Consider the following 16,547-nt stretch of genomic DNA (forward strand, 5'->3'; position numbering starts at 1 on the left):
CGCTCACCCTGAAGAGTCGCTGGCCGCTCTATATGCTCTCGATGCTCATCGCCAACGTCTTCGGCGCAGTTCTGGTCTTCGCCTTCGTTCGCTACGGTCTGCCCATTCCGGAGTCGCAATCGATCGTCGCCGACCGCGTCCGCAACGTGTACATCTTCGGTGCGTATCTGGGCGTTGCCCTGGTGGTCAGCCTGATCTACGCGTACACACTGCTGCGCTCGGTCATCAGGTGGCAGCTCCGCGGCGGCCCGCCCACCCGCAAGGAACAGATGACGACGCTGCACGCGCCGCTGCGTCAGGCCATCGTGCACCTGATTCTGTGGATCATCGGCGGCATCATCTTCGTGCTGCTGACCATCGCGGAGATGCCGTCGCTGTCCATCGCCGTCATCGTCACCGTCGGCATGGCCGCCACCGTCACCTTCGGTTTCACCTACATGCTCGGCGAACGCATCCTGCGCCCGGTCGCAGCACTGGCACTGAGCGAAGGCCGGTTCGACCGCACGATGACGCCCGGCGTCGGTACCCGCATGGCCATGACGTGGGGACTGGGCACGTTGATGCCCGTCATCGGCATCATCTTGCTGTGTGCCACCCAGCTGACGACCGACCTGGTGTTCTCGCCGAACGCACTGGCCGTGGCCATCATCCTGCTCAGCGTGCTGGCCATCGTGCAGGCCTTCGTCCTGTCGATGCTCACGGCGAGCCAGATCTCCGACCCGATCAGCCAACTGCACAACGCCATCGAACGCGTGCAACGCGGCGAGACCGACGTCGAGGTCGACGTGTTCGACGGCAGCGAGATCGGTCGCCTCCAGGTCGGCTTCAACCGCATGATGGAGGAATCCGCCGAGCGACGCGTGCTGCGTCAGCTGTTCGGCCAGCACGTCGGCGAGGACGTGGCGCGTCGAGCACTGCAGTTCGGTACCGAGCTGGGCGGCGAGACACGATTCGTCGCCGTGCTGTTCGTCGACATGGTCGGATCCACCGCCACCGCGTCGGAACGCCCGCCGAGTGAGGTCGTGGTGTTGCTCAACGAGTTCTTCCGGGTGGTCGTCGACGTCGTCGGACGCCACCACGGCTTCGTCAACAAATTCATGGGCGACGCGGCGCTGGCGATCTTCGGGGCGCCGCTCGACCGTCCCGACGCTCCCACCGCGGCCTTGGCCGCGGCGCGTGAACTGCGTTTCGCTCTGGACGAGATCACCGGACTCGACATCGGCATCGGGGTGTCCGCGGGCCTGGCCGTCGCCGGCAACATCGGCGCGTCCGAGCGCTTCGAGTACACGGTCATCGGAGACCCGGTCAACGAGGCGTCGCGGCTCACCGAACTGGCGAAACTGCGGCCCGGACGCGTTCTGGCATCCACCTCGGCCCTGTACTTCGCCGACGACGAGGAGCAGGAACAGTGGGAGTTGGGCGACCAGGTGCAACTGCGTGGCCGACGACGGGCAACCCACCTGGCCTGGCCGGTGGAGTATCCCGACTCCTCCTCGAGTGACGGTTAGTCTGACAGAATGCCCGACCCCAGCTCGACCAGCGGACCCGCAGCGCGGCGCCCGCGAAACCGGCTGAGATGGGTCAAGTGGATCGCCGCCATTGCCCTGGTCGCTCTGCTGGTGGGCGAGGCGATCTACCTGTGGCCACGGCTGCACGAATCCTGGACAGCAGTACGAGAAATCCATTGGGGCTGGCTGGCTGCGTGCGTATTCGCCCAAGCCGTGTCGCTCAGCGCGTTCGGCCGAGTCCAGAAGCAGCTGCTCGACGCGGGCGGCGTACAAGTGCGGCAACGCAAGTCCGTGGCCGTCATCTACGGCAGCACCGCAATGTCGCTCACTCTGCCCGCCGGCCAGGTGTTCTCGACGGCCTTCACCTACCGCGAGACCCGACGCTGGGGTGCGAGTCCGGTTGTCGCCTCGTGGCAGCTCGCCATCTCCGGCGTCATCGCCGCAGCCGGGTTGGCAGTGCTCGGCGTTGCCGGCGGACTGGTGGTCGGTAGTTCGTTCAACACTTTCACCGTGGTGCTCCCGATCATCGGCGTCATCGCGATCGTGGCCGCTGTCCGATACATCTCGAACCACCCGGAGTCCATCAAACAGTTCGCCCGCTGGGGTCTGCGCAAGTACAACACGTTCCGCAACCACGATCTCGACGCCGGAGCCGAGGCCATCGACAAGGTCATCGGCCAGATCCAATCCGTACAGCTCGGCAAGCGGGACGGCGCGCTCACACTGTCCTGGTCGGCCGTGCACCGGCTCGCGGACGTCGCGTGCCTGGCGTTCGCGTGCTTCGCCGTCGGCGCAGATCCACGACTGTCCGGGCTGTTCATCGCATTCGCGGCGGGTAAGGCCGTCGGATCCGTTCCGCTCGCACCCGGTGGCCTCGTGGTCGTCGACGCCACCCTCATCGCGTTCCTGACCAGCGCCGCGTCCATCACCGCATCTCAGGCAGTGGCGTCGGCCTTGGTCTATCGCGGGGTCAGCTTCATCTTGGTCGCCATCGTCGGGTGGATCGTGTTCCTCGTCCTGTTCCGTAAGCACCAGCACGCCGATCTCGAATTCGACATCGCCCTCGAGCGGCAGGAGACCTCCGATCTCGGCCGAGCCGCCGAGCACGATCGCGACTCCAAAGGCGATCCGGAGACCGCCTAGCCCCGTGCTGTTCGGTATGGCATCCGTCACTGTCCGTTCACCCGGAATATATACGGACCCCGGTCCGCTTGTGTACTATGAGTTTGAAACTTCAACCCAACAAGGAGTCCTCATGACCACCGCCATCGCGCTTCCCGAGCTCACCGCAGGCACCTGGGCCATCGATCCCACCCACTCCACCGTCGGATTCACCGTCCGCCACCTGGTGGTCAGCAAGGTCCGCGGCCGTTTCCAGAACTTCAGCGGCACTGTCACCGTCGCCGCCGACGGCACCCCGTCCGTCGACGCCAAGATCGACGTCACCTCGATCACCACCGACAACGAGCAGCGCGACGGCCACCTCAAGACTGCCGACTTCTTCGAGGTCGAGAAGTTCCCGACCGCGACGTTCAAGTCCACCTCGGTCAAGGCCGACGGCGGAGACTTCGTCGTCACCGGAGACTTCACCCTCCACGGCGTCACCAAGTCCATCGACCTCAAGCTCGAGTTCAACGGCGTCAACGCCGGCATGGGCAACGGACCGGTCGCAGGCTTCGAAGCCAGCACCACCATCAACCGCAAGGACTTCGGCATCAGCATCGACATGCCCCTCGAAGGCGGCGGCGCAGTCGTCGGCGACAAGATTGTCCTGAACCTCGACATCGAGGCCGGCCTCCAGGCGTAAGGTTCACCCCCGCCTCCCGCTCCCGCCTTCCGGATTCACCCCCCTCCTTCCGGATCAATGCGCCTTTGTTGCAGTCCAACCGACTGAAACCCACATTGATCCGGTCCTGGGGCCGGGATCCAGTGGCATCGAACGGCCCGCACCTGCACTCGTAGGCGCGGGCCGTTCGCGTCGGTGTCCTACAGTGGGCCCGTGAAGTTTCGTTCCCCGGCCGTCGCTGCCGTCCTCGATCTCGTCATGATCGTGCTGTTCGCCGCGATCGGCCGTCGCAGTCACGACGAAGCCACCGCGCTGTCCGGCCTCTTCCACACCGCGTGGCCGTTCGTCGTCGGTGCCGCTGTCGGCTGGATCGCGACGTTCGCTCTGTACCGCAACAAGTTCGACGCGTTCCTCGTTCTTCCGACGGGCATTCTGGTGTGGGTGACCACGGTCGTCGGAGGCATGATCCTGCGCACGGCGACAGGTCAGGGAACCGCTACCGCGTTCATCATCGTTGCGACGATTTCGACCGCGGTTCTGCTGCTCGGTTGGCGCGCGATCGCCAGATTCATTCCCTCGGTTCGGTGACAGGGACCTTTTCGCGATAGGATCATCCACGGTGCGCCGGGAAGTCTGGTCGGCAATTGTTCTGTGCTGCGCACATGTCCGTCGACTCGGCGGACGCGCTCAGCACGACGTTGCTACCGAAAGGCGTTGTTCCCGTGTCTGATTCACCGATTCCCAAAGAGAGATTGCCGCTGTTCTCTCGCGGTTCCTGGTCCGAGGCCGACCGCATCGCACAGGTCTTGCGCAAAGAGACCGTCGGCGGCGCATTGCTTCTCGTTGCCACCGTGGTCGCGCTCGTGTGGGCCAACTCACCGTGGTCCGCCGCCTACGACACATTGATGAGCACTCGCGTCGGGCCGTCGGCCCTGCATCTCGATCTGACTCTGTCGACGTGGGCCGCCGACGGGCTGTTGGCCATCTTCTTCTTCGTCGTCGGACTCGAACTCAAACGCGAGTTCGTTGCCGGTGATCTGCGCGATCCGGCACGCGCCGCATTGCCGGTGGCCGCGGCCGTCGGCGGAATGGTCGTTCCCGCAGTCATTTTCGTGCTGTTCAACCTCGGTACCGGGGATGGCGCTCTGCTCGGCTGGGCCATTCCCACCGCGACCGATATCGCGTTCGCCGTGGCCGTTCTCGCTGTGATCAGCACGCATCTGCCGACAGCGCTGCGAACCTTCCTGCTGACTCTGGCCGTGGTCGACGACCTTTTGGCCGTCAGCGTCATCGCGATCTTCTACACCGACGACATCAACTTCATTGCGCTCGGCCTGACGCTGATCCCGCTCGCGCTGTTCGCGGTCGCCGTGCAGATGCGCGTCCGCTCGTGGTGGGTGCTCATCCCGCTGGCCGTGGTGACGTGGGTGCTCATGCACGAGTCGGGTGTCCACGCCACCGTCGCAGGCGTTCTGCTCGGCTTCGCCGTCCCCGTCATCCGGAGCAAGGCCAACGGCGGCCCCGACGCCGGCCCCGGTCTCGCCGAGCATTTCGAGCACAAGATCCGACCCATCTCCGCGGGTATCGCGGTGCCGCTGTTCGCCTTCTGTGCAGCCGGTGTGACCGTCGGCGGCTTCTCCGGCCTGGCCAGCGCACTCACCGACCCGATTGCCATCGGCATCATTGCCGGCCTCGTCATCGGCAAGGCCATCGGCATCTTCGGCACCACCTACCTGGTCTCGCGCTTCACCCGGGCGACGTTGGACGCCGGCTTGAAATGGCTCGACGTCTTCGGCGTCGCGATGCTCGCCGGTATCGGTTTCACGGTGTCGCTGCTGATCGGCGATCTGGCATTCGGTGAAGGAACAGAGCGCGACGATCACGTGAAGGTCGGTGTGCTGACCGGTTCGATCGTTGCCGCAACCATCGCGTCGATCATTCTGCGTACCCGCAACAAGGCGTACCGCGACTTCTACATCGAAGAGACGCGGGACGACGACCACGACGGAATTCCGGACGTGTATCAGCAGAAGAAGTAGACCGCGGCCGACATCTAATCTGTTGCCACTGGTGTAGGGCCTCTACAGTTGTCGCCGTGATCGACATCCGGGTCCAGGCATGACCGACCCACAGCCGCTGGCCCGTCGACTGGGCCTTGTCGATGCAGTCGTCATCGGTGTCGGCTCGATGGTCGGGGCGGGAGTGTTCGCGTCGTTCGCTCCCGCGTCGGCCGCAGCGGGTGCCGGCTTGCTGATCGGCCTCGCCATCGCGGCAGTCGTCGCGTTCTGCAACGCGACGTCCTCCGCGCAACTCGCCGCCCAGTATCCGACGTCGGGCGGGACGTACATCTACGGTCGTGAACAACTCGGTGAGTGGCCCGGCTTCCTCGCCGGCTGGACCTTCGTCATCGGCAAGACCGCAAGCTCGGCGGCCATGGCGATGGTGTTCGCGGCCTACGTCGCCCCTTCCGGCTATACGAAAGTCGTTGCGATTCTTGCCATTGTCGCGTTGACGGTGGTGAACTACTTCGGCATCACTCGCACGGCGCTCCTGACGAAGATCCTCGTCGCCGCGGTGCTCGCCATCCTCGTCGTCGGGGTGGTTCTGGGCTTCGCCGGCTCGCCGGGCAACGGCATCGGCGCTTCGGGATCCCTCACCGGGGACGGCTGGTACGGAATTCTGCAGTCCGCGGGATTGCTGTTCTTCGCCTTCGCCGGCTACGCGCGTATCGCCACCCTCGGCGAGGAAGTGGTGCGGCCCGAGCGCACCATTCCACGGGCCATCGTCTCTGCACTCGGCATCGCGTTGCTGATCTATGCAGCGGTTGCCGTGACGTTGTTGACGGTATTGGGCCCGGACCTGCTGGCCTCGTCGTCGGCTCCGCTGGTCGATCTCGTTGTGACGTCCGGGTATTCGTGGGCATCACCCGTCATGCGCATCGGTGCCGGACTGGCCGCGCTCGGAGCGTTACTGGCCTTGATCGCCGGTATCGGACGCACGTCGTTGGCGATGGCCCGCCACCATGATCTGCCGTCGTATCTGACCGCGGTCCACCCTCGCTACTCGGTGCCGCACCGGGCCGAGATCACTCTGGCGGCGATCGTCGGTGCCGCAATTCTCGTCGTGGATCTTCGTGACGCCATCGGCTTCTCGTCCTTCGGAGTGCTGCTGTACTACCTCGTCGCCAACGTCAGCGCATACACCCAGGGCAGCGAACACCGACGCTATCCGCGCCCCCTGCAGGCGCTCGGAGCGCTCGGGTGCGTGGTTCTCATTGCCACGCTGCCCTTGTCGTCGATCGCGATCGGCACCGTTGTCGTACTGCTCGGCGTCCTCTACCGTCTGGTCCGGGTTCGGCGACTGTTCACTTGACGGCTGATTCGACAGGGGTCAATATAGACCAATGTCGAATCAAGACCGGACTTCCTCGGCCGGCGCATGCTGTTCGCCGCTCGTCCACGAACCGCTGACAGTGGACTGGGCCGGGGATCTGGCCCGCATGTTCAAGGCTCTGGGCGATCCTGTGCGCCTGCGGTTGCTCAGCCTCGTCGCCAGCCATGCCGGCGGCGAAGCGTGCGTGTGTGACATATCCCCTGCTTTCGACCTGTCGCAACCGACGATCTCCCACCACCTCAAGGTGCTCCGCGAAGCCGGGCTGCTCGACTGTGAGCGACGCGGAACCTGGGTGTACTACTGGGTCGTTCCAGCTGCCTTGCAACAACTATCGTCGGTACTCACCGCAGCGGACCCCACGGTGGTCACGGTATGAGCACCACCACGGACACCGCCGTCGTCGGCAAACTCTCCACGCTCGATCGGTTCCTCCCGGTGTGGATCGGTGTCGCCATGGTCGTCGGCCTGATCCTGGGACGCATGATCCCCGAGCTGAACGACGCGCTGTCCTCCATCTCCGTCGACGGGGTGTCGCTCCCGATCGCCGTCGGCCTGCTCGTCATGATGTATCCGGTACTGGCCAAGGTCCGTTACGACCGCCTCGACACCGTCACCGGAGACAGGCGGCTGCTGATCGGATCGCTCGTTCTCAACTGGATCCTCGGACCGGCGCTGATGTTCGCTCTCGCATGGCTTTTCCTGCCGGACCTGCCCGAGTACCGGACCGGCCTGATCATCGTCGGCCTCGCTCGATGCATCGCGATGGTCATCATCTGGAACGACCTCGCCTGCGGAGACCGTGAGGCCGCGGCCGTGCTCGTGGCGATCAACTCCGTGTTCCAGGTCTTCATGTTCGCCGTCCTCGGATGGTTCTACCTCTCGGTACTGCCCGGCTGGCTCGGCCTGGAGCAGACCACGATCGAAGCGTCGCCGTGGCAGATCGCGAAATCGGTGCTGATCTTCCTCGGAATCCCGCTGATAGCCGGATTTGCATCGCGCTTCTTCGGTGAACGCGCCAAGGGCCGCACATGGTACGAGGAGAAGTTCATCCCGAGGATCGCCCCGTGGGCTCTCTACGGGCTGTTGTTCACCATCGTCGTTCTCTTTGCGCTACAGGGTGATCGGATCACGTCACAGCCCTGGGACGTGGTGCGCATCGCGCTGCCCCTGCTGGTCTACTTCGCGGTGATGTGGGGCGGCGGTTACGCACTCGGGGCCGCCATGGGCCTGGGCTACGAACGCACTACCACCCTCGCATTCACCGCTGCGGGCAACAACTTCGAGCTCGCCATCGCCGTCGCCATCGCCACCTACGGCGCAACGTCCGGGCAGGCGCTCGCCGGAGTCGTCGGTCCGCTCATCGAGGTGCCGGTCCTGGTCGGCCTCGTCTATGTCTCCCTCGCCTTGCGGAAGCGGTTCTCCCCCAGCCTTTCCACGACCACGTCATCGAAGGATTCCTGATGTCCGAGACACCCAGCGTGCTGTTCGTCTGCGTCCACAACGCCGGCCGCTCTCAGATGGCCGCCGGATTTCTGACTCATCTTGCCGGCGATACCGTCGAGGTACGTTCTGCCGGTAGCGCTCCCGCGGACACCATCAACTCGGCAGAGGTGGAGGCCATGGCCGAGGTCGGTATCGACATCTCGTCGCAGTCGCCGAAGATCCTGACCACCGAGGCCGTCGAGACGTCCGACGTCGTCATCACCATGGGCTGTGGCGACGCGTGCCCGGTGTTCCCTGGCGTGAGCTACCGCGACTGGGCACTGGCCGATCCGGCAGGAAAAGGCGTCGAGGCAGTGCGCCCGATTCGCGACGAGATCAAGCGTCGGATCGAAGACCTGATCGCCGAACTGGTTCCAGCGAAGCAGAGTTCGGCATCATGACGACACCCAGCGTGCTGTTCGTCTGCGTCAAGAACGGCGGCAAATCACAGATGGCGGCCGGCCTGATGCGCAAGACGGTCGGCAATTCGGTCGAAGTGCACTCTGCCGGAACCGAACCCGGTAGCGCAGTCAACGCACTGTCCGCCGAGGCACTCCTCGAAGTCGGCGTCGATCTGTCGGGTGAAGTACCGAAACCGATCGACCCCGCTCTGCTCGCCCGGATGGACTACGTCGTCACCCTCGGCGGTGAGGCCAAGGTAGACGTGGTCGACGGCCCCAGATTCGAGAACTGGGACACCGACGAACCGTCCGAACGCGGTATCGACGGCATCGAGCGGATGCGTCTGGTGCGTGACGACATCGCAGGCCGCGTCGGAGAACTGACATCCCGATTGCGCAGCGCGGAAACCTGATTCGAATGAACACCGAGGTGGTGGTGATCGGCGGCGGTCAGGCAGGACTGGCCGCCGGCTACTACCTGCGACGAGCCGGTCTGGACTTCGTCATCCTCGACAACCAGACGCACGCCGGCGGGTCCTGGCAGGACTACTGGCCGTCCCTGCATCTGTTCTCGCCGGCCGAGTACTCGCGACTACCCGGTTGGCCGATGCCGGAGTGGCACAGTGGTTTTCCGCCGGCATCGCATGTGGTGGACTACCTGCGGGCGTACGAGAAGAAGTACGACTTGCCGGTGCAGAGGCCCGTCGACGTGAAGTCCGTGCATCGTACGACCGAGGGCTATCGAGTCGACACCGACGGCGAGTCGTACGGTGCCGCAGCAGTCGTCAGTGCGACGGGAACGTGGTCTCGGCCGTTCTGGCCGAGCTACCCGGGCATGCGTGAGTTCGGTGGGACCCAGCTGCATGCCGCTGACTACCGAACGCCGGATCAGTTCGTGGGCAAGCGAGTGGGCATCGTCGGCGGCGGAAACTCGGCGGCGCAGATACTCGCCGAGATATCCACGGTCGCGCAGACCCTGTGGTTCACCAACCGCGAGCCGAGGTTTCTGCCCGATGACGTCGACGGTCGGGTGCTGTTCGATGTCGCCAGCGATCGGTCCCGCACTCTGGCGGCAGGCGGGCCCGATACCGGAGGGGTCGCCGGTCTGGGCGACATCGTCATGGTCCCGCCGGTGCGGGAGGCCAGGGATCGCGGAGTGCTGCACGCCCGGCCGATGTTCACCGCGATCACCACCGACGGCGTCACCGACGGACATACGACGGAGAAGCTGGATGTAATCCTCTGGTGCACCGGATTCCGACCCGCACTGCGGCATCTGCAGCCGCTGCACCTGCACACCGAAGGATCGGGAATAGTGTTAAACGGCAATCACGTTCGCGGTGAACCGACGCTGGTGTTCCTGGGTTACGGCGACTGGACCGGCCCGGCCTCGGCGACGCTCATCGGCGTCGGCCGGACCGCACGCGCAGCAGTGGACACTCTCGTTCGACGAGGAAAGGTAGATCAGTCATGAACGAATACCCCGTAGTGGTGGTCGGCGCAGGCCCCATCGGTCTCGCTGCCGCGGCGCACCTGACCGAAACCGGTTCTGCCGTCATCCTTCTCGAACGTGGACCGTCGGCCGGATCGGCGGTGTCCGAATGGAATCACGTGCGGCTGTTCTCTCCGTGGTCCGAGGTCGTCGACCCGGCTGCCGCCCGACTGCTCGAACCCACCGGTTGGACTCCACCGGACGGCGACACCTACGCCACCGGACGCGAATGGGTGGAGCACTATCTCGCGCCCCTCGCTGCTGTGCTCGGCGATACCGTCCGAGTCGACTGCGAAGTGGTCGGCGTCGCCCGCCGTGGACGCGACCGCGTCGTCGACGCCGGACGCGACACCGAACCACTGTCGGTGCATGTTCGCCACTCCGACGGCAGCGAGGAACGCATCCTCGCTCGCGCCGTGGTCGACGCGTCGGGCACCTGGGGATCGCCGAATCCGTTGGGAAGCGAGGGACTTCCGGCCATCGGCGAGAAGGCCGCCGCCGACCGCATCGACTACCGAGTCCTCGATTTGACCGATCCGGCGATTCGCTCCCAGTTCGCGGGCAAGCACACCGTCATCGCCGGTAGCGGCCACTCCGCGCTGACCGCCATCATCACCTTCGCAGAGCTCGCCGCCGACGAGCCCGGCACGACGCTCACCTGGGCCGTGCGCCGAGGCGTCACCGCGGAGGTCTTCGGCGGCGGCGCGGCCGACGAACTCGCGGCGCGCGGCGCACTCGGCCAACGCGCGAAGAAGGCCGTCGACGACGGTTACCTCACCGTGGTCTCCGGATTTCGCACCGAAGCCGTTGCGGTGCAGGGTGATCGGCTCACCCTCGTGGGCGACGGCGGCACCCGTATCGAGAACGTCGACCGCGTCGTCGCACTGACCGGGTTCCGTCCGGATCTTTCGTGGTTGTCCGAAGTGCGCCTCGATCTCGATCCCACTCTGCAGGCACCGAAGTTCGTCGCCGAACTGGTGGATCCGAACATCCACTCCTGCGGCTCGGTGTCACCACACGGAGTCGAGGAGCTCACTCAGCCCGAGCCCGGCCTGTACCTGGTCGGCATGAAGAGCTACGGACGTGCGCCGACGTTTCTGTCGATGACCGGATACGAGCAGGTGCGCAGCATCGCCGCCGAACTGGCAGGCGATCACGAGGGCGCGCGAAAGGTGGAGCTGACGTTGCCCGACACGGGCGTCTGCGGTGGGGCCGGCCTGTTCGACGAGCCCGACGCCCCCACGACCGGTGGATGCTGCGGTGTCTCCCCAGAAGCTGAGGCACAACTGATCTGAGTGTCCACTATTTCGTTCCAGAAGCGGGATCGCGCCTCCCGGCTGAAATGGTGGACAGTCAGATCACCTACGACGTCAGCCGAATGCCTGGTACCCCAACCAGCCGGCGAGGCCGAGTCCCAGAATGCCGACGCCGACGCGGAGCACGATCGGTGAGATCACCTTGACGGTCGGTGGCCCGCAGGCACCGCCGACGAAGCAGCCGATTGCGAGAGCCAGAGCGGCCCACCAGTTCACGTGGCCGGAGAACGAGAAGATGATCGCCGCAATGAGATTGGCGATGCCGAGGAAGAAGCTCTTCAAAATGCTTGCGCGCCAGAACGTATCGGACGTACAGATCAGCGCCAGAGCCAGGAAGATGACCCCGGCTCCGGCTCCGAAGTAGCCTCCGTAGATGGCGACGGCGAACAGCGCCAGCGGGTACAGCGTCGGAAATTGCCTGCCGCCGGACAGCGTTCGGATTTTGGGCTGCAGCAGCAGTGCAATCGCAGCCATCGCGACCAGGAACGGCACGATGACCTCGAACGATCCCTCCGGAGTGACGAGCAACAGGATGGCTCCGGTGGTCCCGCCGAGCGCCGAGTAGACGGCGTAGCGAATCAGCTGTTTGCCGTCCTTGGCGAGTTCGGCCGACGAGCTCGTAGTGGCACCCACTCCGGCAGCAACCAGCGCGACGGTGTTGGTGACGTTCGCCGAGACCGCGGGAAGCCCTACCGCCAACAGCGCCGGATAGGACACGAGGGATGCGAGCCCGGTGACGAACCCGATGAGGCCGGCGAAGAACCCGGCCACCACCAGTAGTCCGAAATCGAGCACAGTCACCGAACAAAACTACCGTGCCTAACGATCGAGCCCCTATTCGACGGGGTTCGCCATCTCCTGCAGCAAGCGGCTCGTCATCCGCACTGCTTGATCCCCTCCGTCGGCGTCCTCGATGTAGACGGCGAAGGCAACATCGCCGCTGGTCGCGAGCACGAAGCGGTCATCGCCGCTCTCCCCGGCAAATCCCTGCACGCCGTCGAACGTATCGAGACCACTGCTGTTCGACGATGCGGCCACGATCTCACGCAAGCGGGCTGCAGCGTCAGGGCCCATGGGCTCGGCTGCGCGGTCTGCCACTGCAGTCTGCCCGGCAACGATGGCCGGCGTGGGCGCGCTGCCGCGGGAGATCGCTGCTGCCATCTGGGCCAGTCCGAACGGTGTCACCGTCGCCTCGGCTCCGGATGCGGTGGAGACGTTCCGAATACCGTCGATCGCGCTCCGGCTGTCGGCGGGGGTGCCGGTGTAGGCGTCGAGACCGGGCATTGCATAGTGAATTCCCAGACCCAATCGTGCTGCCGCGTCTTCGGCACTGTCGTCGCCGCGATCGGCCTGTACGGCTTTGATCAACTCCGACGCGGTGCCGGCCGGATAGGAGCCGGCGAACACCACGTCGCCCTGCTCGTTGGCGTAACTGTTCTGTGCCGCACCGAGAATCGCACCGGTCGACGTGGACACCGCCACGATCGACGCGGATGTACCCGCCATCACCACAGCGTTCTCGGCCGCGAGTTGGACGCGCGGATCGAGTGTTGCGTGCAAGTCCGGTCCGCCCGGTCCCTGGAATCCCACGCGTCGTTCACCGGTTCCGTCGACGGTGTAGGTGTCGACGGCCCAGCCTGCGGTGGCGTCGCGGCCGGATTGCCACGCGGCGCGCAGGGAGTCGAGCACCGGGGAGGTGATTCGACGGTCGTCGACGATGAGCTTCGGCTGCGGGGCGACCACCACTCCCGGCACCGCTCGCAGATCGTCTTCGAGAACGGCGAAGTCGTCGTCGCGCAGTGTCACTGCGGTGATCGGAGCTCCGTGGGCCGAATCGAGTTCCTTCAGTAGCGATTCGGAGGTGATCAGCGGCGCGACGACGTCGATGACATCGGCGAGTTGCTGAGTCGACGCCGCCGGATCACTCATCTGGGCGGGGTCGAGAGAAATGGCGTTGATGGTCCGCTCACTCATCAGCACGTTGTTCGCGGAATCGAAGATCAACGGCGGAGCGGCGTCGGTGCGGGTGTAGCGAACCGACCCACCCGAGGTCAGATCCGGAACGAGCGTGGCCGGATCCCACGCGATACGCCAGCCGACACTGAGCTTCTTGGTTGCGCCCTGAGCGCTGTACTTCCAGTCCTTGCCTTCACCGAAGTTCCAGGCGGACGCGAGCGTGAAGAACCCGCTCTCGTCGGAGAGATCCATGTACTGCGTCAGGTCGAAGTCGCCCGTCGATCTACCGTCGGCCGACAAACCGTCGAACATCTGATTCAGAGCTGCCGTCGCGGCGTTCGGGTACGTCGTCAGTGCGGCCGCCGCCGCGACATCGCGGTTGTCCAGCGCGTCGACGAATTTGGAGACCAATACCTCGGCCTCGCTCGGTGGGCGGTCGACCATCCAGAACACGGCCGAGACCGACAGCGTCGCCGATGCTGCAACTGCGACGAGGTAGCGACCGCGGACCTTGCGCGGGCCACGACGGACACGACTCATAGAACTCATGAGTCACAATATTCACTGTAGTCACACGAGTGACAAGCACGGGATTCATACGAGCCGGTCACGATTGAGATACGGAGTGGTCCGTTTACCTCGGGCTGTTACCTCAGAAAGCGTCCTGCAGCCTCGATGGCGGGCGCCGAACTTCCCGCGTTGTTCACGAAGACCGCGAACGCGAGATCACCGGAGATCCCGACGAACCAGCCGTGCGCTCCTTCGTTGTTCGGCCCGAATTCGGCGGTTCCGGTCTTGCCGAGCAGCCCCGGAATGTCGTTCAGTGCCGTGGCCGTACCACCGGTGATGGTCTCGCGCATCATGGCCTTGATCTGCTCGGTGACCTGTGGGTTCACCGCTGCCGGCTGCATGTTTCCCACGCCGGGCTTACCCGAGACGACCGTCGGCGGGAGCAATCCGTTGTTCGCGATCGACGACGCGACCAGCGCCATACCGAACGGTGACGCAGTCACCTGCCCTTGGCCGATGGCGGATTCGACGCGCTGCGCCGGGGTGTCGGCCGACGGCACGGAACCGGTGACGGTCGTCAGGCCCGGGGTCACGTAGTCGACGCCGAGGCCGTACTGCGCGGCCGCGTCGGTCAGACCGTTCGGCGGCAGGGCGACGCCGAGTCGGCCCATCGTCGTGTTGCACGATTTCGCGAAGGCAGTGTGCAACGGAACGTCGCCGAGCGCGAAGTTGTCGTCGTTGGGAATCTGACGTCCCTCGATGTTTTCCGTCGCCGGGCACGGCAACACCGTGTCGGGGGTGACGGCACCGGATTGCAGAGCAGCCGAGGTGGTCACCGTCTTGAAGGTCGACCCGGGCGGGTAGAGACCGGTCAGAGCAATCGGGCCCTCCGCATCCGCTGCGGCGTTCTGCGCGACGGCGAGAACCTCTCCGGTAGACGGCCGAAGCGCGACGATCGCAGCCTGCTGCGGCACCGACGCCAGGGCGTTCTCGGCCTTGATCTGCAACGCCGAGTCGACGGTGGTCGCGATGTCGTCACCGGTGGAGGCGTCGCGACCGGCAAGCTGGGTGACGGTGTTGTCGGCAGCGACCGATTGGATCGCCCAGCCCCGATTGGCCGCCTGCTCCTGTTCCCACAGCGTCGTCAGGTCGCTGAGAACCGGCGAGACAAGATTGCGATCGGTGGCCAGCAGCCGAGTCTGTGGTGCCAGGGTGACTCCCGGAACGGCCGCGAGCTGCGCTCCGATGGGATCGATATCCGCCTGACGGAGCGAGACTATGGTCGCCGAATCACCTTGTGCAGCAGCAACAGACGACGCAACAGACTGGGCCGTGATCCCGGGAACGACGGATCCGACGAGAGCTGCGACGGCCACCGGATCGGCCGTCGCATCGACGTTGACGAGGGTGACGACCTGCTGCGACATGAGCTCGCTGCCGTTGGCATCGAACACCCTGGGCGCGACCAGCGCGTCGGTCGGGGTGAATCGGACCGAGGAATCGGCCGTCAGTCCGGGGACCAAGATGGCCGGGTCCCAGGTGATCTTCCACCCTTGCGGAGTCTCTGCTGCGGTCGCAGACGTCGTGTAGTTCCACTCCTTCGGCTGGCCGTCCGGTTCCGCCGTGCCGTCGGTGGTGGTCGAGAAGCGCCAATCGGCGTTCAGCGTGAACGTGCCCGCATCCTCGTTCGCGTCGACAGCCTCGAAATCGGGAGTGGCCGTCACCGTTCCGCCGCCGGACAGCCCGTCGTACAGCTGGGTTAGAGCGGCGCTCGCGCCCGCGGGATCGGTCGTCAGCGCGGCTGCCTGATCGATGTTCGAGCTGCTGACGGCGGCCGCGAACTGCTCGGCGACCGTCTGCGGCTGATCGGGCCCGCTGTTTCCGCAGGCAGCGACCACCAGCGCCAGTACGGACACGATTGCGGCCAGAGTCGTCGGTCTTCTCGTTGTGCGCACGGAGTCGATCATGCCCCAGGCCTCCGACGAATCGGCGGTGGCGCGAACACGAGATGGGGTGTAATCATGTAATCAGTATTACGAACCTACAGAGGAGTCACCATGAAACCCAATGGACGCTCGTTCGGTCGCCCCGGCGGCTGGCAGCACGCAGATGTTCCCGACGCCACCGATGCCGGCGACTGGTTCGGCGGCAGATTGCCCGACAGCTGGTTCGAGGGCACCGCGTCGGTCGAGGTGGATCGCGAAGAGATCGTTGTGGTCGGGACGTTGGCCACCGAGGAGGGCAGTTCACCTGCCGCCACCGAAGGCCGCATCGCCCGATTCCGAGAAGGCACCCGGGCCGAGCGCATGCAGATTGCCGACGAGGCCGAGAAGCGCTACGGACGCAAGGTCGCCTGGGGCGTTCGGACCGATTCCGAGGTAGTCCTATTCACCCATCTGGCCGTCCCGGTCATGACCCGCCTGCGTCAGCCCGAACGACGCGTCCTCGACACCCTCGTCGATGCCGGAGTCGCGCGGTCTCGTGCAGACGCTCTGTCGTGGGCCGTGAAGTTGGTCGGCGAGCACACGCAGGACTGGTTGGACGAACTGCGCGGAGCCATGTCGACAGTGGACGAACTACGCAAGAAGGGACCCTCGGTCTAAATCGCTTGCGAATTGCCCACGTTCGGCATTAGCGTGGAGATCGCCTTGTTGCCCACAGATTCGGAGAGGCCATTGCTCTTCCAAAGGTTCTAGACGCCTG

At 65.3% G+C, this 16,547-nt stretch carries 16 protein-coding genes; 13 read left to right on the plus strand and 3 right to left on the minus strand.

The features are described 5' to 3' along the window. The first annotated feature begins 32 nt into the window (after positions 1 to 32). From AB0O58_RS03725 to AB0O58_RS03780, 12 genes are all read left to right on the plus strand, one after another. Positions 33 to 1,508, plus strand: a complete 1,476-nt coding sequence (locus AB0O58_RS03725; protein ID WP_032367437.1) for an adenylate/guanylate cyclase domain-containing protein — start codon at positions 33 to 35, stop codon at positions 1,506 to 1,508. 9 nt (positions 1,509 to 1,517) lie between these two features. Next, the gene (locus AB0O58_RS03730; RefSeq protein WP_222073016.1) at positions 1,518 to 2,651 is read left to right on the plus strand and encodes a YbhN family protein; all 1,134 of its coding nucleotides are present in this window, start codon (positions 1,518 to 1,520) and stop codon (positions 2,649 to 2,651) included. A gap of 112 nt (positions 2,652 to 2,763) precedes the next feature. Continuing rightward, positions 2,764 to 3,315 (plus strand): YceI family protein, encoded by a 552-nt coding sequence (locus AB0O58_RS03735; protein WP_032400476.1) that lies wholly within the window; start codon positions 2,764 to 2,766, stop codon positions 3,313 to 3,315. A 192-nt stretch (positions 3,316 to 3,507) separates the two neighbouring features. Beyond that, positions 3,508 to 3,882, plus strand: coding sequence for a DUF3054 domain-containing protein (locus AB0O58_RS03740; protein WP_032374801.1), 375 nt, complete (start codon positions 3,508 to 3,510; stop codon positions 3,880 to 3,882). A 74-nt stretch (positions 3,883 to 3,956) separates the two neighbouring features. Beyond that, complete coding sequence (nhaA, locus tag AB0O58_RS03745) at positions 3,957 to 5,333, plus strand: Na+/H+ antiporter NhaA (protein WP_052061533.1); 1,377 nt, start codon at positions 3,957 to 3,959, stop codon at positions 5,331 to 5,333. Positions 5,334 to 5,412: 79 nt separating this feature from the next. Beyond that, positions 5,413 to 6,666 (plus strand): APC family permease, encoded by a 1,254-nt coding sequence (locus tag AB0O58_RS03750; protein ID WP_032374800.1) that lies wholly within the window; start codon positions 5,413 to 5,415, stop codon positions 6,664 to 6,666. 31 nt (positions 6,667 to 6,697) lie between these two features. Then, positions 6,698 to 7,063 carry a metalloregulator ArsR/SmtB family transcription factor gene (locus tag AB0O58_RS03755; protein WP_032374799.1) on the plus strand — a complete coding sequence of 122 codons (366 nt, stop codon included), beginning with the start codon at positions 6,698 to 6,700 and terminating at the stop codon, positions 7,061 to 7,063. Continuing rightward, the gene (arsB, locus tag AB0O58_RS03760) at positions 7,060 to 8,148 is read left to right on the plus strand and encodes an ACR3 family arsenite efflux transporter (protein ID WP_032374798.1); all 1,089 of its coding nucleotides are present in this window, start codon (positions 7,060 to 7,062) and stop codon (positions 8,146 to 8,148) included. Before AB0O58_RS03755 ends, arsB begins: the two co-directional genes overlap by 4 nt. Next, positions 8,148 to 8,570, plus strand: coding sequence for an arsenate reductase ArsC (locus tag AB0O58_RS03765; RefSeq protein WP_366237910.1), 423 nt, complete (start codon positions 8,148 to 8,150; stop codon positions 8,568 to 8,570). The genes arsB and AB0O58_RS03765 overlap by 1 nt, the downstream gene beginning before the upstream one ends. Next, positions 8,567 to 8,983 carry a low molecular weight phosphatase family protein gene (locus tag AB0O58_RS03770; RefSeq protein ID WP_032374796.1) on the plus strand — a complete coding sequence of 139 codons (417 nt, stop codon included), beginning with the start codon at positions 8,567 to 8,569 and terminating at the stop codon, positions 8,981 to 8,983. The genes AB0O58_RS03765 and AB0O58_RS03770 overlap by 4 nt, the downstream gene beginning before the upstream one ends. 5 nt (positions 8,984 to 8,988) lie before the next feature. After that, complete coding sequence (locus AB0O58_RS03775; RefSeq protein WP_283550059.1) at positions 8,989 to 10,044, plus strand: ArsO family NAD(P)H-dependent flavin-containing monooxygenase; 1,056 nt, start codon at positions 8,989 to 8,991, stop codon at positions 10,042 to 10,044. Continuing rightward, the gene (locus tag AB0O58_RS03780; RefSeq protein WP_032400477.1) at positions 10,041 to 11,357 is read left to right on the plus strand and encodes an FAD-dependent oxidoreductase; all 1,317 of its coding nucleotides are present in this window, start codon (positions 10,041 to 10,043) and stop codon (positions 11,355 to 11,357) included. The genes AB0O58_RS03775 and AB0O58_RS03780 overlap by 4 nt, the downstream gene beginning before the upstream one ends. 75 nt (positions 11,358 to 11,432) lie before the next feature. Here AB0O58_RS03780 and AB0O58_RS03785 read toward each other — a convergent pair whose 3' ends face one another. From AB0O58_RS03785 to AB0O58_RS03795, 3 genes are all read right to left on the minus strand, one after another. Next, positions 11,433 to 12,179: a sulfite exporter TauE/SafE family protein gene (locus AB0O58_RS03785; protein ID WP_027495346.1), complete on the minus strand. Its 747-nt coding sequence runs from the start codon at positions 12,177 to 12,179 to the stop codon at positions 11,433 to 11,435. 33 nt (positions 12,180 to 12,212) lie between these two features. Further along, positions 12,213 to 13,874: an NTF2-like N-terminal transpeptidase domain-containing protein gene (locus AB0O58_RS03790; RefSeq protein ID WP_027495345.1), complete on the minus strand. Its 1,662-nt coding sequence runs from the start codon at positions 13,872 to 13,874 to the stop codon at positions 12,213 to 12,215. 107 nt (positions 13,875 to 13,981) lie between these two features. Next, positions 13,982 to 15,811, minus strand: a complete 1,830-nt coding sequence (locus tag AB0O58_RS03795) for a penicillin-binding transpeptidase domain-containing protein (RefSeq protein ID WP_366237911.1) — start codon at positions 15,809 to 15,811, stop codon at positions 13,982 to 13,984. A 90-nt stretch (positions 15,812 to 15,901) separates the two neighbouring features. Between AB0O58_RS03795 and AB0O58_RS03800 the strand changes: the two genes are divergently transcribed. Then, the gene (locus AB0O58_RS03800; protein ID WP_032374791.1) at positions 15,902 to 16,447 is read left to right on the plus strand and encodes a hypothetical protein; all 546 of its coding nucleotides are present in this window, start codon (positions 15,902 to 15,904) and stop codon (positions 16,445 to 16,447) included. Positions 16,448 to 16,547: the final 100 nt, after the last annotated feature.

The sequence above is a fragment of the Rhodococcus sp. NPDC080181 genome, from assembly GCF_040702225.1.
Lineage (GTDB): Bacteria > Actinomycetota > Actinomycetes > Mycobacteriales > Mycobacteriaceae > Rhodococcoides > Rhodococcoides fascians.